This is a genomic window from Janthinobacterium sp. GW823-FHT03B06 (genome assembly GCF_058796955.1).
Genome location: NZ_JBXAJE010000002.1, coordinates 155,275 through 178,541 on the forward strand (window position 1 = coordinate 155,275; position 23,267 = coordinate 178,541).

At 62.8% G+C, this 23,267-nt stretch carries 23 protein-coding genes and 1 riboswitch; of the genes, 11 read left to right on the top strand and 12 right to left on the bottom strand.

The features are described 5' to 3' along the window. Positions 1 to 187 precede the first annotated feature (187 nt). Positions 188 to 694 (top strand): DUF1993 domain-containing protein, encoded by a 507-nt coding sequence (locus AC1RBA_RS06575; protein WP_034779265.1) that lies wholly within the window; start codon positions 188 to 190, stop codon positions 692 to 694. Between the two features lie 104 nt (positions 695 to 798). Here the strand turns inward: AC1RBA_RS06575 and AC1RBA_RS06580 are convergent, their stop codons facing one another. Both AC1RBA_RS06580 and AC1RBA_RS06585 read right to left on the bottom strand, forming a co-directional pair. Beyond that, positions 799 to 993, bottom strand: coding sequence for a DUF1289 domain-containing protein (locus tag AC1RBA_RS06580; RefSeq protein ID WP_034749680.1), 195 nt, complete (start codon positions 991 to 993; stop codon positions 799 to 801). Beyond that, entirely contained in the window at positions 993 to 1,565 is a 573-nt protein-coding gene (locus tag AC1RBA_RS06585; RefSeq protein WP_070311434.1) for a DUF1415 domain-containing protein, read from the bottom strand. The genes AC1RBA_RS06580 and AC1RBA_RS06585 overlap by 1 nt, the downstream gene beginning before the upstream one ends. 328 nt (positions 1,566 to 1,893) lie before the next feature. Between AC1RBA_RS06585 and AC1RBA_RS06590 the strand changes: the two genes are divergently transcribed. The 3 genes from AC1RBA_RS06590 to AC1RBA_RS06600 all read left to right on the top strand — a co-directional run bounded on the left by AC1RBA_RS06590 (position 1,894) and on the right by AC1RBA_RS06600 (position 6,092). Continuing rightward, entirely contained in the window at positions 1,894 to 3,306 is a 1,413-nt protein-coding gene (locus AC1RBA_RS06590) for a transglycosylase SLT domain-containing protein (protein ID WP_070288666.1), read from the top strand. 99 nt (positions 3,307 to 3,405) lie between these two features. Further along, positions 3,406 to 4,194 (top strand): enoyl-ACP reductase FabI, encoded by a 789-nt coding sequence (gene fabI, locus AC1RBA_RS06595; RefSeq protein WP_070311433.1) that lies wholly within the window; start codon positions 3,406 to 3,408, stop codon positions 4,192 to 4,194. A 491-nt stretch (positions 4,195 to 4,685) separates the two neighbouring features. Continuing rightward, the gene (locus tag AC1RBA_RS06600; protein WP_035820280.1) at positions 4,686 to 6,092 is read left to right on the top strand and encodes a DEAD/DEAH box helicase; all 1,407 of its coding nucleotides are present in this window, start codon (positions 4,686 to 4,688) and stop codon (positions 6,090 to 6,092) included. Positions 6,093 to 6,181: 89 nt separating this feature from the next. On the opposite strand, the gene AC1RBA_RS06605 is transcribed toward AC1RBA_RS06600, so the two are convergent. The 4 genes from AC1RBA_RS06605 to AC1RBA_RS06620 form a co-directional block, all read right to left on the bottom strand. Further along, complete coding sequence (locus AC1RBA_RS06605) at positions 6,182 to 6,640, bottom strand: acyl-CoA thioesterase (RefSeq protein ID WP_034750191.1); 459 nt, start codon at positions 6,638 to 6,640, stop codon at positions 6,182 to 6,184. 91 nt (positions 6,641 to 6,731) lie between these two features. After that, positions 6,732 to 7,100 (bottom strand): hypothetical protein, encoded by a 369-nt coding sequence (locus AC1RBA_RS06610; RefSeq protein ID WP_121670010.1) that lies wholly within the window; start codon positions 7,098 to 7,100, stop codon positions 6,732 to 6,734. 129 nt (positions 7,101 to 7,229) lie between these two features. After that, positions 7,230 to 7,367 carry a hypothetical protein gene (locus AC1RBA_RS06615; RefSeq protein ID WP_162995739.1) on the bottom strand — a complete coding sequence of 46 codons (138 nt, stop codon included), beginning with the start codon at positions 7,365 to 7,367 and terminating at the stop codon, positions 7,230 to 7,232. Positions 7,368 to 7,607: 240 nt separating this feature from the next. Further along, on the bottom strand, positions 7,608 to 7,781 hold the full coding sequence (locus AC1RBA_RS06620; RefSeq protein WP_175445159.1) for a hypothetical protein: 174 nt from the start codon (positions 7,779 to 7,781) through the stop codon (positions 7,608 to 7,610). A 137-nt stretch (positions 7,782 to 7,918) separates the two neighbouring features. Between AC1RBA_RS06620 and AC1RBA_RS06625 the strand changes: the two genes are divergently transcribed. The 3 genes from AC1RBA_RS06625 (at position 7,919) to AC1RBA_RS06635 (ending at position 11,421) form a co-directional block, all read left to right on the top strand. Continuing rightward, entirely contained in the window at positions 7,919 to 9,151 is a 1,233-nt protein-coding gene (locus AC1RBA_RS06625; protein WP_121670011.1) for a glycosyltransferase, read from the top strand. A 188-nt stretch (positions 9,152 to 9,339) separates the two neighbouring features. Further along, positions 9,340 to 10,320 (top strand): EDSAP-1 family PEP-CTERM protein, encoded by a 981-nt coding sequence (locus tag AC1RBA_RS06630; protein ID WP_083287582.1) that lies wholly within the window; start codon positions 9,340 to 9,342, stop codon positions 10,318 to 10,320. Positions 10,321 to 10,428: 108 nt separating this feature from the next. Continuing rightward, positions 10,429 to 11,421, top strand: a complete 993-nt coding sequence (locus AC1RBA_RS06635; RefSeq protein ID WP_492417316.1) for an EDSAP-1 family PEP-CTERM protein — start codon at positions 10,429 to 10,431, stop codon at positions 11,419 to 11,421. Between the two features lie 19 nt (positions 11,422 to 11,440). Here the strand turns inward: AC1RBA_RS06635 and AC1RBA_RS06640 are convergent, their stop codons facing one another. The 5 genes from AC1RBA_RS06640 to AC1RBA_RS06660 all read right to left on the bottom strand — a co-directional run bounded on the left by AC1RBA_RS06640 (position 11,441) and on the right by AC1RBA_RS06660 (position 18,317). Next, a complete protein-coding gene (locus AC1RBA_RS06640; RefSeq protein WP_492417318.1) occupies positions 11,441 to 12,541 on the bottom strand; it encodes a nitroreductase family protein in 1,101 nt (366 codons plus the stop codon). Further along, positions 12,542 to 13,411 carry a ThiF family adenylyltransferase gene (locus AC1RBA_RS06645; protein ID WP_070223918.1) on the bottom strand — a complete coding sequence of 290 codons (870 nt, stop codon included), beginning with the start codon at positions 13,409 to 13,411 and terminating at the stop codon, positions 12,542 to 12,544. 87 nt (positions 13,412 to 13,498) lie between these two features. Continuing rightward, a complete protein-coding gene (locus tag AC1RBA_RS06650) occupies positions 13,499 to 15,058 on the bottom strand; it encodes a methyl-accepting chemotaxis protein (protein WP_070223920.1) in 1,560 nt (519 codons plus the stop codon). Between the two features lie 122 nt (positions 15,059 to 15,180). Continuing rightward, complete coding sequence (locus tag AC1RBA_RS06655) at positions 15,181 to 15,378, bottom strand: hypothetical protein (protein ID WP_010399555.1); 198 nt, start codon at positions 15,376 to 15,378, stop codon at positions 15,181 to 15,183. 95 nt (positions 15,379 to 15,473) lie between these two features. After that, on the bottom strand, positions 15,474 to 18,317 hold the full coding sequence (locus AC1RBA_RS06660) for a M16 family metallopeptidase (RefSeq protein WP_492417320.1): 2,844 nt from the start codon (positions 18,315 to 18,317) through the stop codon (positions 15,474 to 15,476). A 185-nt stretch (positions 18,318 to 18,502) separates the two neighbouring features. Then, positions 18,503 to 18,653, top strand: a riboswitch (FMN riboswitch). Between the two features lie 94 nt (positions 18,654 to 18,747). Here AC1RBA_RS06660 and ribB point away from each other — a divergent pair. Then, on the top strand, positions 18,748 to 19,395 hold the full coding sequence (gene ribB, locus AC1RBA_RS06665) for a 3,4-dihydroxy-2-butanone-4-phosphate synthase (RefSeq protein WP_121670015.1): 648 nt from the start codon (positions 18,748 to 18,750) through the stop codon (positions 19,393 to 19,395). Between the two features lie 15 nt (positions 19,396 to 19,410). Here ribB and AC1RBA_RS06670 read toward each other — a convergent pair whose 3' ends face one another. Further along, complete coding sequence (locus AC1RBA_RS06670) at positions 19,411 to 20,781, bottom strand: MFS transporter (protein WP_492417322.1); 1,371 nt, start codon at positions 20,779 to 20,781, stop codon at positions 19,411 to 19,413. A 112-nt stretch (positions 20,782 to 20,893) separates the two neighbouring features. Between AC1RBA_RS06670 and AC1RBA_RS06675 the strand changes: the two genes are divergently transcribed. The 3 genes from AC1RBA_RS06675 to AC1RBA_RS06685 all read left to right on the top strand — a co-directional run bounded on the left by AC1RBA_RS06675 (position 20,894) and on the right by AC1RBA_RS06685 (position 23,250). After that, positions 20,894 to 21,766: a LysR family transcriptional regulator gene (locus tag AC1RBA_RS06675; protein WP_070288676.1), complete on the top strand. Its 873-nt coding sequence runs from the start codon at positions 20,894 to 20,896 to the stop codon at positions 21,764 to 21,766. Between the two features lie 134 nt (positions 21,767 to 21,900). Continuing rightward, positions 21,901 to 22,224, top strand: a complete 324-nt coding sequence (locus tag AC1RBA_RS06680; RefSeq protein WP_070223930.1) for a hypothetical protein — start codon at positions 21,901 to 21,903, stop codon at positions 22,222 to 22,224. Positions 22,225 to 22,434: 210 nt separating this feature from the next. Next, positions 22,435 to 23,250 carry an MlaE family ABC transporter permease gene (locus AC1RBA_RS06685; protein ID WP_070224172.1) on the top strand — a complete coding sequence of 272 codons (816 nt, stop codon included), beginning with the start codon at positions 22,435 to 22,437 and terminating at the stop codon, positions 23,248 to 23,250. Positions 23,251 to 23,267 lie beyond the last annotated feature (17 nt).

Consider the following 23,267-nt stretch of genomic DNA (forward strand, 5'->3'; position numbering starts at 1 on the left):
GAAACTTTTTCAAAAGCAATTATGCATGGAAAAAGCGGGAAAAGTCACCAATAAACACGTGTCAGCATCCAGGTCATGCTATATAGACAGGCTTGAAAAACCACACGTGGGCCGGCGCGCCCGGGCGGCGCCAGCAAAAAAGCGCGCGGCTTGCTATCATCGCGCCACTTTACCTAGAGGAACCACCATGACCTTCTCCATCTACTCCGCTTCGATCCCCGTCTTCAAACAGATCCTGGGCAGCCTGGCCGCCATCCTGGACAAGGCGGAAACGCACGCGCAAGACAAGAAAATCGACCCGAACGCCCTGCTGCAATTCCGCTTGTTCCCGGACATGCTGCCGTTCGTGCGCCAGATCCAGATCGCCACCGACTTCGCCAAGGGCTGCGGCGCGCGTCTGGCCGGCGTGGCCGTGCCGCCGTATGAAGACAGCGAACAGAGCTTTGCAGAGCTGAAAGCGCGCATCGTGAAAACCATCGCCTTCCTGGAAAGCCTGCCGCAAGCGGACATCGACGGCAGCGAAACGCGCGCCATCACCACCGGCAGCGGCGAAAAGACCAAGCACTTCACGGGCCAGACTTATCTGTTCCACTACGCGCTGCCGCACTTCTTCTTCCACGCGACGACCGCGTACGACATCCTGCGCCACAATGGCATCGAAGTGGGCAAGAAGGATTTTATCGGTAGTTATTGATCGCTAGCGTCAACAGTACCGGGGTCAGACCCTCAATGCCGCTCACACAAAAGTCATCGCCGGCATGTGAGGGGGTCTGACCCCAGCAGTTGCCCTTGGGTTAGCTAAGTATTCCGGCGCGGATACCCCTGCGCCAGGATGCGCACCCACACCACTTCCTTCTCCTCGTCCGTCATCGACACCCAGTGGGCCACTTCCACCACGGTGCGGCCGCAGCCGCGGCAAATTTCATCGAACGTCGTCGAGCACACGGCCACGCAAGGCGTGTCTGGACGCGGCGGCAATTCCTTGTCAGCCATCAGGATACCTTCGGCAAGCCGAGCTTTTCCCAGCCTTCGACGCCCAGCGCTTCCAGGGTGGCGATATTCTTGTCGAAGATTTCCGATGCTTCCGGGAAGGCCTCGACGGCGCGCTCGATGCTGTCTTCGCGCAGCAGGTGCAGGGTCGGGTACGGCGAGCGGTTGGTGTAGTTGCTGATGTCGTCCTCGAACGTCTCGGCAAACTGGTAGTGCGGGTGGAAACTGGCCACTTGCAGTTCGCCGGCCAGGTGCATGTCTTCTACAGCCGCGTCGGCCACATCGAGGAACTCGTTGTAGTCGAGGAAATCGTTCAGGGTGTAAGGGTGGATCAGCAAGGTCGTGTCGATCTGCTCGGGGTCCGTGTCGGCCAGGGTTTGCAGCTCGTCCATCAGCATCGCCAGCAGATCTTCCGGGTTCTCCGACTCGCATACCACATAGCGGATCTGCTTCTTGACGTGCACGGCCTTGGCGAACGGGCACAGGTTCAGGCCGATCACGGCCTTTTCCAGCCAGGCAACGGTATTGGCGATGATGACGGCGTTGTCGTCGTCGTGGCGCGGCGGGGTGTTCATATACTTGACTCTCTATCAATAAGGCAGCCGGCAGCCAAATGGCCGGCCAAAGCCAAATTGTACGCACTCTTTGCGCAGTCTCATACCGGACGGGCGCCAAGCTTGCGCCAGCCTCGTCGCCATGTATGCTATAACAGCGGCCGAATCGCACATCTGGCAAATTAAATTTGTAATAATTGCATTATTAGCGACTGGAAACATCGCTATTGACGCCTATGTGCTGTCATCATGCTGACATAATTCTTGACTCCGGCATGTGGATATACGTACACTCGCAACTTGATCATGGGTCTGTCCGATGTTTCTCCGACGACAACAATGGAACACTATGCACGAAAACTCCTTTAAATCTACCGTCCTGGCGGCGTTGGCCCTGGCGCTTGCGCCCGCCCTCAGCCAGGCGTACGAAGCCGGTGTTGAGAGCGATAACGCGCCAGTCGCCGCCGCCGCACCTGCCCTGATCCCGATGACCGCCCAGGTCACGGCGAAACTCCCCACCCTCGACAACCGCCTGCAAAAGACCGACCGTCTGCTGAAAAACCTCAGCGACAATTCCGATCCGCTGCGCGAAGCCGACGTCTGGGGCCGCATCCGCAGCGGCTATGCGATTCCCGACATCAACAACCAGCTGGTGGCGAATCACGTCAACTGGTACGCCACCCGCCCCGACTACATCGCCCGCACCACGGCACGCGCCTCGCGCTACATCTTCCACGTGGTGCAGGAACTGGAAAAGCGCGGCATGCCGACGGAACTGGCCTTGCTGCCGTTCATCGAATCCGCCTTCAACCCGCAGGCATTCTCCAGTGCCAATGCGGCCGGCATGTGGCAATTCGTGCCCGCCACGGGGCGCGATTTCAACCTCAAGCAAAACATGTTCAAGGACGAGCGCCGCGGCGTGCTGGCCTCGACCGATGCGGCCCTGACATACCTGCAGCGCCTGTATGACATGTTTGGCGACTGGCAACTGGCCCTGGCTGCCTACAACTGGGGCGAAGGTTCGGTGCAGCGCGCCATCAAGAAAAATCAGGCACTGGGCAAGCCGACCGATTTCGAAAGCCTGGCCGACCTGATGCCGGCCGAAACGCGCAACTACGTGCCGAAACTGCAAGCTGTCAAAAACATCATCGCCAATCCGGCCCAGTTCGGCCTGACCCTGCCCGTGGTCGACAACCAGCCGTATTTCACGGCCATCGACAAGACCAGCGACATCGACATCACCGTCGCCGCCCAGCTGGCCGAACTGTCGATGGATGAATTCAAGGCCTTGAATCCGCAATTTAACCGCCCCGTCATCATCGGCGGCGAAAAGACCAAGATTCTGTTGCCGCAGGAAAACGCCGCCAAGTTCACCACCAACCTGGCGCAATGGGGCCATGCCTTGTCGAGCTGGACCACGCACAAGATCACCAATGCGCGCGAACGCATCGAAACCCTGGCGTCGAAATTCGGCACCACGGCCGACGTGCTGCGCCAGGCCAACAATATTCCCCAGCGCACCAGCCTGCGCGCCGGTTCCACCATCCTCGTGCCGAAAACCTCGGCCACGATGAACAGCGACATCACCCAGGAAATCGCCGACAGCGCCACCATGCTGCTGGAAGCGGACCGTCCTGAACGGGCCGCCAAAGCGCTGCGCCGCGTCGCCAAGGGCGGCAAGGCGCAAACGGCACCGATCTCGCTGGTGAAGCCGCGCATCCAGCGTGGCGGCGGTAACAGTCGGGCAAAAGCGCGTCACTGATCGCCTGAGTTGTATTGACGCACTTCACCGGCCGCCACAGCTTTGCTGTCGCGGCCGGTTGTACATCCGCCCGACCCACCACCCCAGACAGGAGTCGTCATGGCTTTCTTGCAAGGCAAAAAAATCCTCATCACGGGCTTGCTGTCGAACCGCTCCATCGCCTATGGCATCGCCAAGGCTTGCCACCGCGAAGGCGCCACCCTCGCCTTCACCTATGTGGGCGAACGCTTCAAGGAGCGCATCACGGAATTTGCGGCGGAATTCGGCAGCGAACTGGTGTTCGACTGCGACGTGTCCAGCGATGAACAGATCAGCGCCGTCTTCCGCGACCTGGCGCAGCACTGGGAACATCTGGATGGCCTCGTGCATGCCATCGGCTTCGCGCCGCGCGAGGCGATCGCGGGCGACTTCCTCGACGGCCTGTCGCGCGACAGCTTCCGCATCGCCCACGACATTTCCGCCTACAGCTTTCCCGCCATGGCCAAGGCCGCCCTTCCCCTGCTGCATCCGGGCGCCTCGGTCCTGACCCTGACCTACCTGGGCGCCGTGCGCGCCGTGCCCTACTACAACACCATGGGCCTGGCCAAGGCGTCGCTGGAAGCGTCCGTGCGCTACCTGGCCGAATCGCTGGGCCCGCGCGGCATCCGCGCCAACGGCATCTCCGCCGGCCCAATCAAGACCCTGGCCGCTTCCGGCATCAAGGATTTCAGCAAGCTGCTGGGCTTCGTGGCCGAGCACGCCCCGCTGCGCCGCAACGTCACCATCGAAGAGGTCGGCAACACGGCCGCCTTCCTGCTGTCCGACCTCGCGTCGGGCATCACGGGCGAGATCACCTACGTCGATGGCGGTTTTTCACAAGTGATGGCGGTCAATCCCGAAGTGGAGTAATGCGGTGACGTGTGCCGACCTGGCGGCATGCCAAGGGAATGTATCAGCTGGAGCCCGGCCTGCACGGCAGGCGCCGCCGCTGCCCGCCGACATCGTGGCCATGCTCAATTAAACGGGCGAAATCTACGTATTCCTACTGATTTCAGATAGGAAACATCTTCAAAACGTGGTAGGACTTGCGTTTCTTCCCATTTAGCCCGTGCAAAACGGCGGCAAATACGGTATAGTGTCGTTGTGCGCTGCAATATGTTCCCTTGAAGCGATGGCAACACCGCAGTCATGCACTACAAACTTAGCAGCTTCGCAAGCCTTAGCGCATCCACAGGATGCCGCTTATAAAGCCCTCCCGCCTTGTGTGTCGCACCTGACACCGTCCCGGCGCAAAGCTTTTGTGCCGAAATTTCTTTTTAGTTGAGTCATTTCGTTTTGGTTGGCGTTGCTATTTTGCGTTCTGCTTTTTGCAAGAACGCTGATTTTTACGAAAGAAAAGAATGACATTTGAATCCTTAGGCCTGCATCCGTCCATCATCGCCGCTCTGACCGAATCGGGCTACACCGCGCCAACCGCGGTACAGTCGCAAGCGATTCCAGCCGCGATCGAAGGCCGTGACCTGCTGGTCTCGTCGCAGACCGGTTCGGGCAAGACCGCAGCTTTCATGCTGCCGTCGCTGCACAAACTGGCCAGCGCCGAACAAAGTGCCGCCGGCAAGACGCCGAACCAGGAAATGCAAGCATCGCGCGCCCGCGGCGAGCGTCCACGCTTCAAGGCTGCCCAGCCAAAAATGCTGGTACTGACGCCAACGCGCGAACTGGCCCTGCAAGTGACCACCAACACCGACAAGTACAGCACCGGCATCCGCCGCATCAAGGCTGTGTCGATTCTGGGCGGCATGCCTTACCCGAAACAGATGCAATTGCTGGCCAAGAATCCTGAGATCCTGGTCGCCACCCCTGGCCGTCTGATCGACCACATGGATTCGGGCAAGATCGACTTCTCGCAACTGGAAATCCTGGTGCTGGACGAAGCCGACCGCATGCTGGACATGGGTTTCATCGACGACATCGAAAAAATCGTGGAAGCGACGCCGGAAGGCCGTCAAACCATGCTGTTCTCGGCAACCTTGGACGGCGTCGTCGGCAACATGGCCCGCCGCATCACGAAAAACCCGCTGGTCATCCAGGTGGCAAGCTCGAGCAACAAGCATGAAAACATCACCCAGCGCGTGCACTTCGTCGACGATCTGTCGCACAAGAATCGCCTGCTGGACCACCTGCTGCGCGACGAATCGCTGGACCAGGCTGTTGTGTTCACCGCCACCAAGCGTGACGCCGACACCATCGCCGACCGCCTGAACATCGCCGGTTTCTCGGCTGCCGCCTTGCACGGCGACATGCATCAGGGCGCGCGTAACCGCACCCTGGACGGCATGCGCCGCGGCCAGGTCAAAGTGCTGGTTGCCACCGACGTTGCCGCCCGCGGCATCGACGTGCCGACGATCACCCACGTGTTCAACTACGATCTGCCGAAGTTCCCGGAAGACTACGTCCACCGCATCGGCCGTACCGGCCGCGCTGGCCGCAATGGCCTGGCCATCTCGCTGGTGAACCACGCTGAAGGCATGAACGTCAAGCGCATCGAACGCTTCACCAAGCAATTGATCCCGGTCAATGTCATCGAAGGTTTCGAGCCGAAGAAAACGGCATCGGCGCCACGTTCGAGCGCCCGTCCAGGCGGCTGGAAACCAGGCGACAACCGTGGCGGCGCGAAGCCAGGCCAACGCACGTTCAGCAAGCCGGGCGCACCGCGCAAGGACGGCGCGCCGAGCACCGGCGGCGGCTACAAGGGTTCCAACCCGCGCAGCACCGACGGCGCACGCCGCAGCTACGGCGACCGTTAATCACGGCGCCATGCCGCCAGCAGGCGGCAGGCAATAAAAAAAACGGCCACCAGATTGCTCTGGCGGCCGTTTTTTTATGCCGATTGCCTTTACTTCTTCGACACCTTCTGGCGCGACAGCTTGCGCAGCTTGGCTTGCTCGAAGCGCGCATGCTGCTCCGGCGTCTCGAGCACCAGTGGCGGCACGGCCACCGGCTTGCGGTTGGCGTCCACGGCCACCATCGTGAAATAGCAGCTGTTGGCGTGGCGCACCAGGCGCTGCTGGATGTTTTCCGTCACCACGCGGATACCCACTTCCATCGACGTCGTGCCCGTGTAATTGATCGAGGCCAGGAACGTCACCAGCTCGCCCACGTGGATAGGCTGCAAAAACATCACCTGGTCTACCGACAGGGTCACCACATAGCTGCCCGAATAGCGGCTGGCGCAGGCGTAGGCGACGCTGTCGAGGTATTTCAGGATGGTGCCGCCATGCACGTTACCGGAAAAGTTGGCCATATCGGGCGTCATCAGGACCGTCATCGTCAGTTCGTGGGCCGACCAGTTCATCGCGCTGTCCAAAGTGTTCTCCAAAGGGGAAAATGAAAAAATGAGGGGGATGTGAAAACCGGCCACTGGGGCCGGTTGCCGGGACAGGCTGTTACAGTCCCAGGTTGTCGATGTCGGCCAGCGATTCGCGGCCCTTGTCGGAAATGTCGTGGCCCTCGCCTTCGGCGCGCGCCACGATGTGGGCTTTCTTGCCCAGAAAGTAAGCCACTTCCGTGTCCAGCTTGGTCAGCGGATCGGCGGCGACGGCGCGCAGCCCCATGATGCAGCGGCGCAGGAACAGCAGTTGCTGCGCCTTATCGGTGATGGACAGACGGCCATCGCGTGCATAGCTGAGCAGCTTCAGGCCCGACAGGCGCTTGGCATTGCGGGCAACGCAAGCACTGGGGCGCTCGGTCTTGATGCCGCGTGCAACTTGCTCCAGCGCGTCATATTCATCGGTTGTTAATTTCTCGTTCTTCATTACTTTTCCATAAAAGGCCAGGTGTTCGGCCCCCATGGTACGCGCCCCGCTGCGCATCGGCAACAGGCAACGTGCATCTACCGCCGCCGGCCAGGCGGCCAGGCGGCGGAAACACGCGTGTGATGAGCGTTATTTGTAGCTGCGCAGCAGCAGCCATGCGAGGCCGCAACCAGCAACGGCACCCGCCAGGGCCAGCGCCACGAGGTGTTTGCTGGTGATCACAGGCCGCCGGCCCAGGTAGATTTTGTTATGCAAGGAATTGCCCACGATGGTCTCCTGTACAAGAATTTTTATGATGTCTCATTATAAGAACAGAATCGTGACGGCCGCATGACACTCGACAGTTGGGGCTTGATTTGTATCCACTCGGCAACATTTGTGGGCATTTTTGTTGTTTAAATGGCGTACCTCCGGCGAGGCCCGCGCCTTCCATTTCTGACTGGAAATAAACACGGCGCGCGCCTGCCCACCGCAGGCCTTGGCGCGGCGCCATGGCACGAAAACCGCTCAATGCATTTTCACGGGCGGTGGCGGCGGCGTTGGCTCCTCGACCGGCACGGGGTCGATGTGCGGCGGCTGTTCCGGCGGCGGCGTGAGGGGATCGCCTTCCGGCGGTGGCGGCATATCGGGTTCGGGCGTGCTGTGTGCACGCAGCGGGGAAAAACGGAATTGTGGCTGCATGGTGGCCTCCTTTGCCCCACTCTAGCCGATGCGGCCAAATCCTGGCGCCCGCCAGTGGCACGCTGCAGGGGAACTAAACGGCGTGGCGCCACTCCAACTTGGCAGGCATCCCCTACAGCACGAGTGCAAGCGACCCTATGGCGCGCAAGAAAATCCTCTTTATGGCCGAGGCAGTGACCCTGGCCCATGTTGGCCGCCCACTGAGCCTGGCCCAGGGCCTGGACGAGGAAGCGTACGAAGTGCACTTTGCCTGCGCCGATGGGTATGACTTTTGTTTCAGGCAAGCCCACTTCCGCCGCTGGCGCATCGACAGCATTTCATCACTGCAATTTCTGCAGGCGCTGGCCCACGGCAAGCCCGTCTATACGGAAAGCACCTTGCACGCGTACGTGGAAGATGACTTGCGCCTGCTCAATGCCGCCCAGCCCGATCTCGTGATCGGCGACTTTCGCCTGTCGCTGTCCGTCAGCGCGCGCCTGCAGCACATTCCCTACATTACCGTCAGCAACGCCTACTGGAGTCCCTGGGTGCGCCAGCATTACACGGTGCCCAGCCTGCCCCTGACGGGCGTGCTGCCCATCTGGCTGGCCGATCCCCTGTTCCGCCTGATCCGCCCGCTGGCCTTCGCCTCGCATGCCGTCCCCCTGAACCGCGTGCGCCGACGCCATGGCCTGCCATCGCTGGGCAGCGACCTGCGGCGCATCTATACGGATGCCGACCGCACCTTGTACGCCGATATTCCCCAGCTATTCCCGCCGCATGGCATGCCACCCACGCACGACTACCTGGGCCCCATCATCTGGGCGCCGCCGCTCGACTTGCCGGACTGGTGGCAGCGACCGGAACTGAGCAGCGGACGGCCGATCGTCTATGTCACGCTGGGCAGCTCGGGCCAGGGGCAATTGCTGCCGCGCGTGCTGCGCGCGCTGGCGCCCCTGCCCGTCACCGTGCTGGCGGCCACGGCCGGCACCATCCGCGTCGATGCCGTGCCGCCGAATGCCTATGTCGCGCCCTTTCTGCCGGGCGACGCGGCCGCCCGCCGCGCCAGCCTGGTGATCTGCAACGGCGGCAGCCCCACCAGCCAGCAGGCGCTGACGGCAGGCGTACCCGTCATCGGCATCGCCGGCAACCTCGACCAATTCCTCAACATGCACGGCATCGCGGGCGCCGGCGCCGGCCTGCTGCTGCGCGCCGACCGTTTCCAGGAAACCGCCCTGCGCCATGCCGCCACGCGCATGCTCGACGATGGCCGCGCCAGGCTGGCGGCGCGTCAACTGGCCACGGCCATGCGCGACTATGTGCCAGGGCAACGCTTGCTGCCCCATCTGCACGCCCTGCTGGGCTCGTCGCCCCGTGGTAGCCAGCCTTGAGGGGCGCCGTCGGTTTTTCTTACAACGCGTCCGGCAACACCTGCACTGTGTCAACAAAAGCACGCCAAGTCATTGATTTCAAAAGAACCTCATGCGTTGGCATGGAAGTCGCTTAAGTCTGGCCATGAGCACCTGCCGACAGGACTCAGGCAAGACTTCCAGACTCACTCAACCACGAGGTGAATGACATGAAACTTTCTAAACTGAAACTGCTCCCGGCGGCAGCGACACTGGCCATGCTGTGCGCGGCCGGTAGCGCACAAGCGGGCGCCTACGGCTATTCCTACAACAACATCTTCGGCCTGGTCATCGCCGTGCCGACGGGCCAGATCACGGTGGCCAACAGCACCACGATTTCGCGCAGCACGGCCACCCTGAACGGCGTGAGCGTCATCAACGGCGGCGCCGGTTCGCTCGACGCGCCGCGCGCCAACGTCGGTGCCGTCACCAAGGGCGAAAACGACTTCACCCAGCAAGGCCCCACTGGCACCTATTCGCGCGGCGATGCGCAGATCGTCAGCACGCAGTTCCCGTCGTTCCCGCCCGGCTCCACCTCCACCCAGGTGGTGAACGTGGCCGAAGCCCATCTGGGCGGCCCTGCCGGTACGGCCGATGCCTCCGGGCGCAATGGCTCGACCACGGGTTTTTCCGTCGATTTCGTCGTCGGTTCGCCCACGGCGACGCTGAGCTTTGACTTCCTGGCGTCGCCCTTCATGCAGGTCTTCCTGCAAAGCACGGTCGGCCAGTTGTCCACGGCCACGGCCAACCTGGTCGTCACCTTCACCATCACGGATGCGGCGGGCCTGACGGTGTTCAACTGGACGCCCGATGGCGTGATCGGCTCGGGCATCTTCGGTGGCACGGAAAACGCCGACGGCGCCAACCTGAACACCAGTCTGGCGACCAATTTCCTGACGCGCGGCAACCTGTTCACCTACGACCCTTCCGGCTGCGGCACGCCCACGGGCACGGGCGTGGGTACGGGCTGCGGCAGCAACTTCAGCTCCGTCAGCAATGCTTTAACGGCCGGCAACTACACCTTGACCTTGAATGCGGTGGAAAGCGTGGACCTGGTGAAACAGGCGGTGCCGGAACCTGGCACTCTGGCACTGCTGGGTCTGGGCCTGGCTGGCCTGGGCTATGCCCGCCGCCGCAAGGTTGCCGCCTGAACCAGGCAACAGGGGGATTTACAGGCGAGGGAGTCTCCTCGCCTTTTTTTATGTGGCAAGCCTGTCGGTTTTCCTTACAACGCGGCCGCCCGGCAGATGAGGATTTTCATGACTACATTTTCTTGTACCCGCTTGCCAACGGCCTTGCTGGCCTTGCTGTTGCTGGCCAGCAGCGGCACTGCCGGCGCCGCCGCCTATGGCTATTCGTACACCAGCGTCTTTGGCCTCGTCATCAGCAACCCCACCGGCTCCACCACCTTGGTCAGCAATATCGACCTGTCGCGCACCACCGCCACGCTCAATGGCAGCAGCGTCATCCACGGCGGCAGCAACGAGATCGATGCGCAGCAAGCGACACGCGGCGCCGTCACCAAGGGGGAAAATGATTTTACGCAACAAGGCATGGGCACGGCCTCGTTTGCGCGCGGCGAGGCGCAGATCGTCACCTCGCAAATCCCCCCCTTTCCACCAGGCTCGACCAGTACGCACACGGTGAATGCGGCGGAAACCTTTCTCGCGGGCGGCGGCAGCGCCGACGCCTCGGGACGCAACGGTTCCAGTACCGCGATGACCGTCAATTTCGTCGTCGGCCAACCGGGCGCGACCCTGGCCTTCGACTTCCAGGCCCTGCCTTTCATGCAGTTGTACCTCGATGCCCTGGCCGGCACGGGCTCGGCGGCCACGACGAATATGGCGATGACGTTTACCATCATCGATGAACATGGCCAGATCGTCTTCAACTGGGCCCCCGACGGCAACCTGGGCTCCGGCATCCTGGGCGGCACCGAACTGGCCGACGCCGCCAGCCTCAACACAGGATACGCACAAACGCCGCTGACCAGCGGCAGCGTGTTCACCTACGATCCCGGCGGCTGCGGCGCGCCCACGGGCACCGGCATCGGCACGACGTGCGGCGGGCAGTATGGCGCCGTCACGGACAATCTGGTGGCAGGCAGCTATACCCTGGTATTGAACATGCTGAACAGTTCCGAACTGGCCTATGTGCCGACGGACACGCCGATACCGCTACCTGGCACCTTGCCGCTGCTGGTGGCGGGTCTGGCGGCGCTGGCTGCCCTGGCGCCACGGCGGCGGCGCTGAACGCACAGGGAGTCACGCCTCACGGCCCAGCCGTGGGCGCCACCAGCAAGTCTTGCAGCGGACGGCGCAGCGAGCGCGCACTGGCCGCCGGCCCGGCGCCGATGCGCCCTAGGAACACGGCCCGCTCGACCGCCGCCGCCCCCAGCACGCCCTGGCATTGCACGGCCAGCTCCTGCGCCATGTCCTGCATGCCATCGGTGCGCGAAAAGGCGCGCCGTTCGCGCACGTAGCGGGCAAAGATCAGCGGCGTCAGTTCCGGCTGCAATTGCAGTCCCAGTTGCGTGGCCGTCAGCCAGAAGCGCTGCATGGCGCGGCCGGCCGCCACGTAATCGTCGATATGGCGCGGCGGCGCATCGGCCAGCAGCACGAAATGCGCGGCACAATACAGGCCCGGCAGCAAGTCCATCTGCAGCCGCGGGGCAATGGTGCCTCCCAGCCAAGTATTAAAAAAATCCACGCGGCGCCAGCTGTGCATGACCCAGCGCATCAGCCGCGCCGTCATGGCATCGACGCCGAGCGCCTGCTCCGGGATGCGGTCGGCACTGAAGCGCGCCCCCCATTCGATCACGTCGCGGTGCACCTTGTGCGCTTCGGGCATGGTCAGGCGCAGCTTCGCATTGTCGAACATCAGCCGCGCGCAGGCCAGGCGCGCGCGCCCGCCTTCGAACCACTGCACGCCGTAGCCGGGCGGCAAGCTGGCCGCCAATGCCGCCTTTTCGCTGGCGCGCAGGCTGCGCGTGCTGAGCCGGCGCCGCTGCACGCTGCGCCGGGGCAGGAAGGCCGCCAGCGGATCGGGCAGCATGCCCGGGCTGTCGACCAGCCGTACATCGAAGGTGGGCAAGGTGTCGGGCATGGACAAACGCCGGCGCGCTTCCATGCGCAAGCCGTGACAGCTGGCCGCCAGTGCCATGCTTTCAAGCAAGGCACCCAGCGACAGCTGGCTGGGATGGCCGTCGAGGTCATACACGCAATGGCTGCGCGTATCGAAACCATGCACGACCACGTGCCGCTGGTCGACGACTTCAAAGCGCCACGGCTGCGTATTGTCGCCGCTGGGCGCCCAGCGCGCCTGCTCGAGGATGTTTTCCAGCACGGGATCGTTCAGCAATGCTTGCGCCATTTATGCCCCCTGTGCGGCGCGGCGCCGCTTGATGATGGCCATCGTCAGGCGCTGCAGCGGATGACGGTTGCCGCCTGGACGCCAAGTATGCACGAGCTTGTTGCGGTAGGCGTCGAAATGCACGCCGTGCGGTGCCGCCATCACCTTGCCCCGTTTTAACAGGATTTTCAAGGCTTCCGTGGCGGCCGCGCCCGCGCACAGCTGGCAGCCCATGATGGTCGACGGTCCGCGCCGCTCCTTCAGGTTGATGGCGGACGGGTCGACCAGATACGGGCCGTGCAAGCCGGACGGCGCCAGCCCGACGAGGAAGCGCAGGGCCTTCTCTTCTTCGGGCAAGTCGCCCCAGCCAAAATACTCTTCGAACGTCATGCCGCCCGGCATGAAGCTGAGCACGGCCGTGCCCATGCCCAGCGGCGCGGCCGTGATGGCGGGAATGCCCAGGCGCGCGCACGTGGCGAAGGTGGCCTGGCGCGCGGGGAAGGCAAAGAAATCCAGGCCATCCACGTACAGGTCGACACCGGCAAAGAACTCCGCCAGGTTGCTGTCGTGTATGCCGTCGGGAAATTGTTTAATCTCCAGTTCGGGATTGATGTCCTTCGCCATCTGCGCCAATACGGCCACCTTGGGCTGGCCCAGGGTCGACATCATGGCGCCGGCCTGGCGGTTGAAGTTGGCGATATCGAAGGTGTCGAAATCGGCGATGTGGAAGGCGCCGATGCCCAGCCGCGCCAGGGTCAGCAAGTGCACGCCGCCCACGCCGCCCATGCCCGCGATGGCCACGCGCTTGCCGCGCAAGCTGTTTTGCTCCGCCTGCGTGACCCAGCCCAGGTTGCGGGCAAATGCCGCGTGATAGGAAAAACCTTCTGTCATGCTCACCTCTTCTGTGCATCCATTGCGGACGAAAAAGTTTGGACAGGTGAGCCGGGGATAAGTTCCCCCGTGACAGATAAAAAGCGGCTAGCGCGTCAGGCGCCGCTGCGCCGCGGCCGGCGCCACGGCGCCCACCTTGAACACGCTGACGATCTGCGCCAGCCCGGCCGCCTGCTCGTTCATGGCCTGCGCTGCCGCCGATGCCTGCTCGACCAGGGCCGAGTTTTGCTGCGTCATGTTATCCATCTCGACGATGGCCTGGTTGATCTGCTCGATGCCGGCGCTCTGCTCGGCGCTGGCCGAGGAAATCTCGGCCACGATATCGGTCACGTGCTGCACGCTGGAGACGACTTTTTCCATCGTCTCGCCCGCCAGCGCCACCAGTTTTTCACCGGCGCCCACTTGCTCGGCGGAGCTGTCGATCAATTGCTTGATTTCCTTGGCGGCACTGGCCGAGCGCTGAGCCAGGTTGCGCACCTCGCTGGCCACGACGGCGAAACCACGGCCCTGCTCGCCCGCGCGCGCCGCTTCCACGGCCGCATTCAGGGCCAGGATATTCGTCTGGAAGGCGATGCCGTCAATGACGGCGATGATGTCGCCGATTTTCTTCGACGAGGCATTGATGGCGCCCATGGTGTCGACCACCTGGCTCACCACGCCGCCGGCCTGCGTCGCCACTTGCGAGGCAGAAATGGCCAGCTGGTTGGCCTGGCGCGCATTGTCCGCATTCTGGCGCACGGTCGAGGTCATTTCTTCCATGGTCGAGGCCGTTTCTTCCAACGATCCCGCCTGCTGCTCCGTGCGCGCCGACAGGTCGTGGTTGCCCGAGGCGATCTCGCCCGATGCCGTGGAAATCGATTCCGCATCGCTGCGCACCTGGCTCACCAGATGCGCCAGGTTGTCGCGCATGGCCTTGATGGCCATCAACAGACTGGACGTATCGCCGGGACGCGTGTCGATCTGCGTGGTCAGGTCGCCCTGGGCGATTTGCGCCACGATGGCGGCGGCATAGTCGGGTTCGCCGCCGAGCTGGGCCAGGATGCGGCGCAGCATCAGGGCCGCCAGCGCGCCCACCACCAGCATCAGCGCACCGCCGATGGCCAGCAGCACGCCCGCCTGGGCCCAGAATTTGTGGTTGATGTCATCGATATACGTGCCCGTGCCGATCAGCCAGTCCCACGGTGCAAATTTCACCACGGCATACATCTTCGCCACGGGGTCGGGCACGCCCGGACGCGTGCCGTCCGCCTGCACGAGGCCGATGCGGCTGTTGGCCAGCGCGGCGCGGTAGCGGTCGCCCGACTGCTTCATGTTCTTTTGCGGCGTGCCGATGCGCGACGCATTCGGATGCACGTACAGCAAGTCCGTGCTGAAATCGCGCACAAAGTAATACATTTCGTCCTTGACGAAGCTGCCGATGGCCAGCTTGGCCTGCTGCTGGGCCTGCTCCCGCGTGAGCTTGCCCGACTGTTCCAGCGCGTACGCCTTTTCCACGGATGCGTTGGCCAATTCGACCAGCACCGTCAATTGCTCGACGCGCTCGGCCATCATGGTCTGGCGCAGGGAATACAGGGAGAAGGAAGCGATGAGGACGATGCCCAGCAAGGTGCTGAAACACAGGAGGAGAATGCGTGAACGGAGTGTCATGGGTGCCTGGAGTGAATAGGAAATTTAATTGCCCGATGGAAATCTTTTCAGAAAAGCAAAACGGGCGGCGCTACCGGGCTGTGCCCGGCAGGCACCGCCCGCTGTAAGTCGTGTTTAAAAGGTCAGGCCAAGGCTTCCTTGGCCGCCTCTTCCGGCGTCAAGCCGTCGTAGAACTGGTCGGTAAACCACTCGACCTGCTCTTCGATGTGATCCTGCGCCTGCGCCACGGTGGCGCCGCCGGCCACGAGGAAGCCTTCGACCTCGATACACCAGTTGATCAACTCCAGGGTTTCCGGATCGAGCTCTTCTTTCTTAGCCATCGTATTTCCTTGCTTGTTAAATTGCAATATCACATCAATAAGCGGCAGTTTAACAGCTTCGCCACGCTGCCGCCCATGCAGATCAAACACGAGGATTACTTGGCTGCAACATTTTTACGTTCCGGATACAGCACCACCTGCACATAATTGTGCATGTCCAGGTAGCGCTGCGCCGCCAGTTTGACGGCTTGCGGCGTGATGGCGCGCACGCGTTGCTCATAGCGCAGAATGTGCGCGGGGTCGCGCCCCTGCGTCACCGAACCCATCAACTGATTCATCCAGTAGTTGTTTTCGCGCAGGGATTTCTGCTGGCGCGTGATCCAGTTCAGCTTGACCTTTTCCAGGTCGGCCACGGATGGCCCGTCCGCCTTCATCTTGTTGATTTCGGCAAAGGCGGCGGCGATCACCTTGTCCACGTTTTCCGGTCCCGTCGGCAAGTTCAAGGCCACCGAATAATGACCGTACGGATGCTGGCCCATCGAGGTTTCAAAGCCGCCGCCATAGATCATGCTCATCTTTTCGCGCAGCACTTCGATGACTTTCAGGTTCAGCACCTCGCCCAGCGCCTGCAGGGTCAGCTTTTGCTCGTCCGAATACGCGACGTCGCCATTGAAGGTGATGGAAATCGTACTCTTGGGCTCGCTGCCCATATAGATATCCTTCTTGACGACGCCGGTCACCGGGCGCATGCCCACGTCGCGGTAGGCGTGCGCCACCTCGCCCACGGGCAAGGTGCCCAGGTAGCTGGCGATCAGCGGCTTGATCTTGTCGAGCTCGAAGCTGCCCGCAAAGATGAAGGTCATGCCGCGCGCGCTGGAAAAACGCTGGCGGAAGATGTCCAATGAGCGGTCCAGGCCCACCTTGTCGAAATCGGCCGCACGCGGCACGCCATCGACGCGGGGGTTGTCGCCATACATGGCGTGCTGGATGGCGTCGTAAAACACGGCTTCCGGCTGCGCCATGCTGTTTTTCGCCAGGTCCTGCTGCTTGCCGATGAAGGACTGGTACAGGCCCGCATCCTTGCGCACGTCGTTGAAATACAAATACACGAGCTGCAACATGGCTTCCACGTCGGCGCTGCTGGCCGAGCCGCCAAAGCCTTCGCTCAGTTCGCCCAGCGAAGCGCCCACATTGACCGTTTTGCCGGCCAATACTTTTTGCAAGTCCAGCGGCGCCAAATCCTTCAGACCCATGCTGCCGACCACGGCGCTGGCGTAGCGGGCGTTGTAGATGTCGGCGTCGCCAAACAGCGACTGGCCGCCGAAGCGCGTCGAGCCCATCAGTACCTGGTCATTCTTGAAGTCCGTCGGCTTGAGCAGCACGCGCACGCCATTGCCCAAGGTCAGTTCCGTCACGCCGATGGCACTGTTCAACTTTTCCGAAACGATGCTGCCGCCGGCCGGCGGACCGTCCATCAGCTTGCTGGCGAGCACTTTCTCCGTGCGCGGCTCGACCTTCTGCTGCTCGGCCTTCGCCACGGCGTCGAGCAATTGCTGCTGCGTCGGCACGCTGGACGTCGCATCGCCCGCTTTCGGTTCGGCGCCCATGAAGACCACCAGCTTCTTTTGCTGGTCGGGAATCACCTTGGCCACCGTTTCGTTGATTTCCTGCAAGGTTACCTGCGGCAAGAGTTCCTTCGCGTACAGCAATTCATTGGCGATGCCGGGAATGGCTTCCTGCTCCAGGAAGTTGCGCGAATACTCGGCCACGAAGCCGGCCGAATCGGATTTGTCGCGTTCGCTGTACGCGCGCTCGTAATTGCGCAACATATCCTTGCGCGCGCGGTCCAGTTCATCCTGGCTGAAACCGAAGCGGCGCGCCCGCTCGTCTTCCTGCACCAGCGCATCGACGGCCGGCTGCACGCCGCCCTTGCCCAGCAAGGCATAGGCGCTGAACGATTCATAGCCGCGCACCAGCTTGCCCATGCTGCTGCCGCCCTGGATGAACGGCGGGTTCGCTTGCTGCGTCAATTCCTGCATGCGCGCGCTGAGCATTTGCCCATACAGGTTTTCGATCATCTGGCGGCGGTAGTCGGCAATGGTGACGGGCTCCTGCGCGGCGCGGATCGGGTAGCGGATGAAGACGCTGTCGTCCGGTGCTTCCTTGTCCGTGATCACCACCGCTTCCGTTTGCGAGCGCTGCGGCACTTCCGCATACAGGCGCGGACGCGGTTTCGCGGGGTTTTTCAGCTTGCCGAAATGCTGGCGTATCATCGCTTCAGCCTGTTTCGGCTCCACGTCGCCGACCACCATCACGGCCATCAGGTCGGGACGGTACCAATCCTTGTAGAAACGCTTGATGGCTTCCGGCTTGAAGGTTTTCAACACGGATTCCTTGCCGATCGGCATGCGTTCCGCATAGCGCGAACCGTTCAGCAGCTTCGGATACAGCACCTTGTTCATGCGGTCGCTGGCGCCCTTGCCCAGGCGCGCCTCTTCCAGCACGATGCCGCGCTCGCTGTTGATGTCGGCCGGATTGAATTTCAAGCCGTGCGCCCAGTCTTCCAGCACGAGAAAACCTTTTTCCAGGTTTTCCTTCTTGTTCGTGGGAATCGGCAACACGTAGACGGTTTCATCGAAGCTCGTGTAAGCATTCAGGTCGGCGCCGAACTTCACGCCGATCGATTGCAAATAGGAAATCAGCTCATTGCGCTTGAAATGCGTGGAGCCATTGAAGGCCATGTGCTCCGTGAAATGTGCCAGGCCTTGCTGGTCGTCATCTTCCAGGATGGAACCGGCTTTCACCACCAGGCGCAATTCCACTTTCTGCGCGGGACGGGCATTTTTCTTGATGTAGTAGGTCAAGCCGTTCGGCAGTTTTCCGACGGTAACTTCTGGTGCCAGCGGCAAGGGATCGCTCAAACGGATTTCCGCCTGGGCCATGCAGGCGCACGCCAGCAAGACGGCGCCCGAGATCAGGCGTAATTTACTCAGCTTCATGTATTCTCAACGGTAAAATTCAGTAGCCATACCTTACACTGAAATTCTGTTTCCGCCATTAAAAACAGCTTAGGAAAAACCGCTTTTCCCAGGCAACTTTGCCGAATGACAAACTCAACGGTGTCCTGCCAGCTTTTTTCAATTGTGCTAAAGTATTGCCGCCGGTCATGTGGACCGGCACAACAATACGTCTTCGGGGCGGGGTGCGATTCCCCACCGGCGGTAAGACCGGCAACGGTCAAGCCCGCGAGCGCTTTCCAGGCACCGCTTGGCGAGGTCAGCAGATCCGGTGTGATTCCGGGGCCGACGGTATAGTCCGGATGAAAGAAGATGTGCAGTAGTGTGATGTCCCGTCGCCACGGCGATGCGGCCAGTTGCGTCTATTCGCTTGCCCTGCAGCGTTTTTCGCCTATGCGAGGAGCGTTTCACCATGTTAGTCAACAGCTATACCCTGCTTTCCAACGACCTGGAAGGTCGCATCCAGTCCGCCCTGGCCGCCATGCGCGCCGGCATCCCCGTCATCCTGCTCGACGATTTCGACCGTGAAAACGAAGCCGACCTGATCCTGTCTGCCGAAAAATTGACGAACGAAACCATGGCTTTGCTGATCCGCGAATGCAGCGGCATCGTCTGCCTGTGCCTGCCGACAGATGTCGTCAGCGCGCTGGAATTGCCGCCCATGTCGCCCGACAACGGCAGCCGCTACGGCACGCCGTTTACCGTCTCCATCGAGGCGCGCGACGGCGTCACGACGGGCGTGTCGGCCGCCGACAGGGTCACCACCATCCGCGCCGCCATCGCGCCGGACGCCAAGCCCGCCGACCTGGTGCGCCCCGGCCACGTCTTCCCCCTGCGCGCCGCGCCCGGCGGCGTGCTCGAGCGCCGTGGCCACACGGAAGGCTCCGTCGACCTGTCGCGCATGGCGGGCCTGAACCCGGCCGCCGTGCTGTGCGAGCTGATGAACCCGGACGGCACCATGATGCGCGGCGACGATATCGAACGCTTCGCCGAACTGCACGGCATGCCGATCCTCACCATCGAAGAACTGGTGGAATGGCGCAGCACGCGCGAGCAATAACGCTGCAATAGCGCTTCAGGCGGCCACGGCCTTCGGCACATGCACATGCCGGTACACGAGGCCCGCCGCCAGGCCATACGCGGCGGCAATCGTCGCGTAGGCCAGCGGCAGGCGCAGCGACCATTCGGGCAGCATGTGCAGGATGCTGCCGATCAGGGCCACGCCCACCAGGGCGCCGATCTGGCGGTTGGCATTCAGGGCGGCCGCCGCGCTGTTCGCATGCTGCTTGCCGGCCACCCGCATCACGGTGGCCGTCATGGCGGGAATGGCGATGCCGATGGCCACATTCATCACAGCCGTGCCCAGCGCCAGCCAGCCATACGGCGTGCCCGGACGCAAGCCCATCAGCAGCAAGGCCATCACGGCGCCCACCAGCAAGCCGGCCAGCATGGGCCTACGCGTGCCATGGCGCGCCGCAATACGTCCCGCCATGAAATTGCCCACCGTATAGGCCGCCATCATGGGCAGCAGGCGCAAGCCCGACTGCAGGGCGTCGGCGCCGCCCGACTGCTGCAGGAACAGGCTCAATAAAAACAGCTGGCCGAATACGCAGAAATTGATCAAAAAACCCACGCCATTGGCCGCGCCAAAACTGCTGCTGTGAAACAACGCGCGCGGCAACAGCGGATGGCTGCCGCTGCGCTCGCGCCGCAGCAATTGCCAGGCCGACAGCAAGGTCAATGCCCCCGCCGCCACGACGCCGGGAGACAGCCAGCCCAGCACGGGACCTTCGATCAACACGAAACTGAGGCCCGCCAGCGCCGCCACGCCCAGTGCATGGCTGAACAGCGACAAATCGCGCGGCTGACGCGCCGGCGCCACCAAGAGCAGCTGCGCCATGACGATGGCCAGCAGGCCCAGCGGCACGTTCACCCAGAATACGCTGCGCCAGCCGAACTCGTGCACGAGGATACCGCCGATCAAGGGGCCGGACGCACCGGCGACGCCCACCAGCGCCGACCATGCGCCCAGCATGCGCGTGCGTTCGCGCTCGTCGTCAAAACTGTGCGTGAGCAGGCTGAGCGAACTGGGCATGAACAGGGCCGCGCCCGCCCCCTGCAGCAGGCGCGCGGCCGTCAGGAAATACCCGTCGGGCGCGGCGCCGCACAGCACCGAGCCGAGCAGGAAGACGCCGAGGCCGCCCTGGTACACGGCTTTCGGCCCGTAGCGGTCGGCCAGCGCGCCGCCGGCCAGCAGCAGCGCGGCAAACGTCAAGGTGTAGCCGTCGACCACCCAGACCAGGCCCGTCAGCGGGATATGCAAGTCCAGCGCGATATCGGACAGCGCCACGTTGACGGCCGTGACGTCGAGCATCGCCATGACGAAGCCGAAGGCCAGGGTCAGCAAGATCAAGCCGTTGGCGCGGCGCGGTGGTGAGGCAGTCATGGTATTCCTTGCAGTACAGGGGCAGCCAGTATGCGAGCATTGCGCGATGCAGTAAACAGGCATAAACTCGGCATCTTGATGCAAAAATGCATCACAAAAAAAGGAAAATACAATGGACTGGGATAACGCGCGCATCTTTCTCGCCATCGGGCGGGCCGGCACCCTGCGCGGCGCGGCCGCCCTGCTGGGCATCGACCAGGCCACGTGCGGGCGCCGCCTGGCCGCGCTGGAAAGCTCGCTGGGCGCCACCCTGTTCCTGCGCACGCCATCGGGCTACGTGCCCACGCCGGCCGGCGAGCTGGCGCTGACGGCGGCCGAAGCGATGGAGCGGGCGGCCGACAAGCTGCAGCGCGAGATGCAGGGCGTCGATAACCGTTTAAGCGGCCTGGTGCGCGTGGCCACCACGGACACCATGGCCAGCCATTTCGTCATCCGCGCCATGCAGCGGCTGCACGCGGCCCACCCCGACATCCGCATCGTGCTCAACGTGGCGCCCGCGCTGGCCAGCCTGACGCGGCGCGAGGCGGACCTGGCCGTGCGCGGCGTGCGCCCCACCGACCCGGACCTGATCTCGCGCCACCTGGTCAAACGCAGCCTTGGCCTGTACGCCTCGAAAACCTATCTGGCCGAACGGGGCGAACCCGTGCGCGGCACGGCGCTGGCCGGCCACGACATCGTCATTTACCACCAGTCCGTGACGCCGCGCCACGCAGAGAAAATCGCCGGCGAATCCGTCGCCAACGCCCGGGTCGCCATGGAAGTGAACTCGGCGGCCATGCTGCAGGAAGCCACGCGCGCGGGCCTGGGCGTGGCCGAGCTGGCGACTCATCTAGGCGACATCGACCCGCAGCTCGTGCGCATCTGGCCCGAGCGGGCGGAAAGCTACGACGTGTGGCTGGTCATGCACGCGGACCTGAACCGCTCGGCCCGCGTGCGGGCGGCAGCCGACGCCATCATTGCCAGCGTGGCCGGCCCGGCGCACTAGGCGCAAGTCCATCCCCAAAAAAAATCATTCCCAAAAGAAACTTTATCTCTTGTGAATCTGATAAAATTCCTCCCCCGCCGCGCACAGCCGCCGCCAATCGCCGCGGGATCCCTCAATCCCCCTGGAGAATTTTTATGCTTATCTGGCAAGGCTTCGGCATACTTGGCCCCCTTATCTGTTTGATCGTCGTACTGGCCGCGCAAGCGCTGTTTGGCGCCACCCTGGGCGAGGCCTATACGAAGAGCCACACATGGACCCTGGCCCTGGCCTTCCTGCTGGCAGCTGCCGCCAGCTGGTATGCGGGCGTACGCCTGAACAGCGCGCCCGGACGCGAACTGATCGACCCGGCCACGCAGGAGCGCGTGATCCTGCGCCAGCGCCACACCCTGTTCTGGATTCCGATGCAATACATCGCCGTGCTGATGGTCGTCATGGCCGGCTTCGCCCTGTTTGAGTAAGTAGGTCGTGGGAAATTATTGTGAAGTTATGACGAACAGAACCGGATGCGCTGCAAGGCGCCCGTTGCGACGCAGTGCAGGCACTGCTAGCAGCAGGTAACGCCGCAGAGCGCCGGTTATGGAAGTCAGAAATCACAATAATTTATTACGACCTACTTCAGCGCGCACGCCTGACGTGCCCGGCGGGCGGGCAGATGTTAAGATGCCATGATGACCCTATCCGTCTCCCTCATCATCAGCCTGCGCCGCCTGCACCGGGCCACCATGGCCTGGCTGGTCAGCTGGTGGCGCATGCTGCATTTCGCCATCCTCGTGTTTTCGCTGGCCCTGTCGCCATCGAGCTATAACCGCGACAACCGCCCCATCCTCGCGCACCGCCTGGTGACGAACACGGCGCCCAATCTTGTGTGGTTCAGCGTGGCCTGCGCGCTCGTCAGCCTGGTGCTGATCCGCATCGTCGTCGTCAGCGCCCAAAGCTACGGCCTGTCGCGCTATGCGCTGGAAATGGTGGTGCGCGTGCTGGTGCTGGAATTGATACCGCTGACGGCCGCCCTGTTCGTGGCCCTGCGCCTGACCCTGCCCGACGGCATTGCTTTCGCGCAAATGCGCTCGTCCGGCATGCTCGATACCATGCAGCGCCAGGGCGTCGACCTGCTGCGCCGCGAATATTTTCCACGTGTCATGTCGGGCATCTTCGCCGTGTGGATGCTGGCCATCGTCAGCTGCGTCACCTCGCTGATCCTCGCCTACCTGACGATCTATGGCTTTACGCCGTGGGCGCTGCAAGGCTACACGCGCGTGGTGGGGCAAATTTTCAATCCGGCCGTGGCCCTGATCCTGATGCTCAAGGTGATCTTCTTCAGCTTTGCCGTGGCCCTGATCCCGCTGGCCTCCTCGTACTATCCGGAAGACCCGCACGGCCGGCGCAACCGCCTGTGGGCCGCGCACGGCCTGTCCGAAATGCTGCGCCTGTTTTCCGTCATCCTGCTGATCGAAGTGGCTTCGCTGATGGGCAATTACTACTGATGCCCCGCCCGCCACCG

What these genes read in the sequence shown, in the direction of transcription:
- AC1RBA_RS06675 (WP_070288676.1), top strand. Translation starts at nt 20,894, where the DNA reads ATGGACTGGGATAACGCGCGCATCTTTCTCGCCATCGGGCGGGCCGGC.
- AC1RBA_RS06610 (WP_121670010.1), bottom strand. Translation starts at nt 7,100, where the DNA reads ATGAAGAACGAGAAATTAACAACCGATGAATATGACGCGCTGGAGCAA.
- AC1RBA_RS06620 (WP_175445159.1), bottom strand. Translation starts at nt 7,781, where the DNA reads ATGCAGCCACAATTCCGTTTTTCCCCGCTGCGTGCACACAGCACGCCC.
- AC1RBA_RS06670 (WP_492417322.1), bottom strand. Translation starts at nt 20,781, where the DNA reads ATGACTGCCTCACCACCGCGCCGCGCCAACGGCTTGATCTTGCTGACC.
- ribB (WP_121670015.1), top strand. Translation starts at nt 18,748, where the DNA reads ATGTTAGTCAACAGCTATACCCTGCTTTCCAACGACCTGGAAGGTCGC.
- AC1RBA_RS06660 (WP_492417320.1), bottom strand. Translation starts at nt 18,317, where the DNA reads ATGAAGCTGAGTAAATTACGCCTGATCTCGGGCGCCGTCTTGCTGGCG.
- AC1RBA_RS06635 (WP_492417316.1), top strand. Translation starts at nt 10,429, where the DNA reads ATGACTACATTTTCTTGTACCCGCTTGCCAACGGCCTTGCTGGCCTTG.
- AC1RBA_RS06645 (WP_070223918.1), bottom strand. Translation starts at nt 13,411, where the DNA reads ATGACAGAAGGTTTTTCCTATCACGCGGCATTTGCCCGCAACCTGGGC.
- fabI (WP_070311433.1), top strand. Translation starts at nt 3,406, where the DNA reads ATGGCTTTCTTGCAAGGCAAAAAAATCCTCATCACGGGCTTGCTGTCG.
- AC1RBA_RS06590 (WP_070288666.1), top strand. Translation starts at nt 1,894, where the DNA reads ATGCACGAAAACTCCTTTAAATCTACCGTCCTGGCGGCGTTGGCCCTG.
- AC1RBA_RS06625 (WP_121670011.1), top strand. Translation starts at nt 7,919, where the DNA reads ATGGCGCGCAAGAAAATCCTCTTTATGGCCGAGGCAGTGACCCTGGCC.
- AC1RBA_RS06575 (WP_034779265.1), top strand. Translation starts at nt 188, where the DNA reads ATGACCTTCTCCATCTACTCCGCTTCGATCCCCGTCTTCAAACAGATC.
- AC1RBA_RS06680 (WP_070223930.1), top strand. Translation starts at nt 21,901, where the DNA reads ATGCTTATCTGGCAAGGCTTCGGCATACTTGGCCCCCTTATCTGTTTG.
- AC1RBA_RS06600 (WP_035820280.1), top strand. Translation starts at nt 4,686, where the DNA reads ATGACATTTGAATCCTTAGGCCTGCATCCGTCCATCATCGCCGCTCTG.
- AC1RBA_RS06640 (WP_492417318.1), bottom strand. Translation starts at nt 12,541, where the DNA reads ATGGCGCAAGCATTGCTGAACGATCCCGTGCTGGAAAACATCCTCGAG.
- AC1RBA_RS06650 (WP_070223920.1), bottom strand. Translation starts at nt 15,058, where the DNA reads ATGACACTCCGTTCACGCATTCTCCTCCTGTGTTTCAGCACCTTGCTG.
- AC1RBA_RS06655 (WP_010399555.1), bottom strand. Translation starts at nt 15,378, where the DNA reads ATGGCTAAGAAAGAAGAGCTCGATCCGGAAACCCTGGAGTTGATCAAC.
- AC1RBA_RS06585 (WP_070311434.1), bottom strand. Translation starts at nt 1,565, where the DNA reads ATGAACACCCCGCCGCGCCACGACGACGACAACGCCGTCATCATCGCC.
- AC1RBA_RS06580 (WP_034749680.1), bottom strand. Translation starts at nt 993, where the DNA reads ATGGCTGACAAGGAATTGCCGCCGCGTCCAGACACGCCTTGCGTGGCC.
- AC1RBA_RS06630 (WP_083287582.1), top strand. Translation starts at nt 9,340, where the DNA reads ATGAAACTTTCTAAACTGAAACTGCTCCCGGCGGCAGCGACACTGGCC.
- AC1RBA_RS06685 (WP_070224172.1), top strand. Translation starts at nt 22,435, where the DNA reads ATGACCCTATCCGTCTCCCTCATCATCAGCCTGCGCCGCCTGCACCGG.
- AC1RBA_RS06605 (WP_034750191.1), bottom strand. Translation starts at nt 6,640, where the DNA reads ATGAACTGGTCGGCCCACGAACTGACGATGACGGTCCTGATGACGCCC.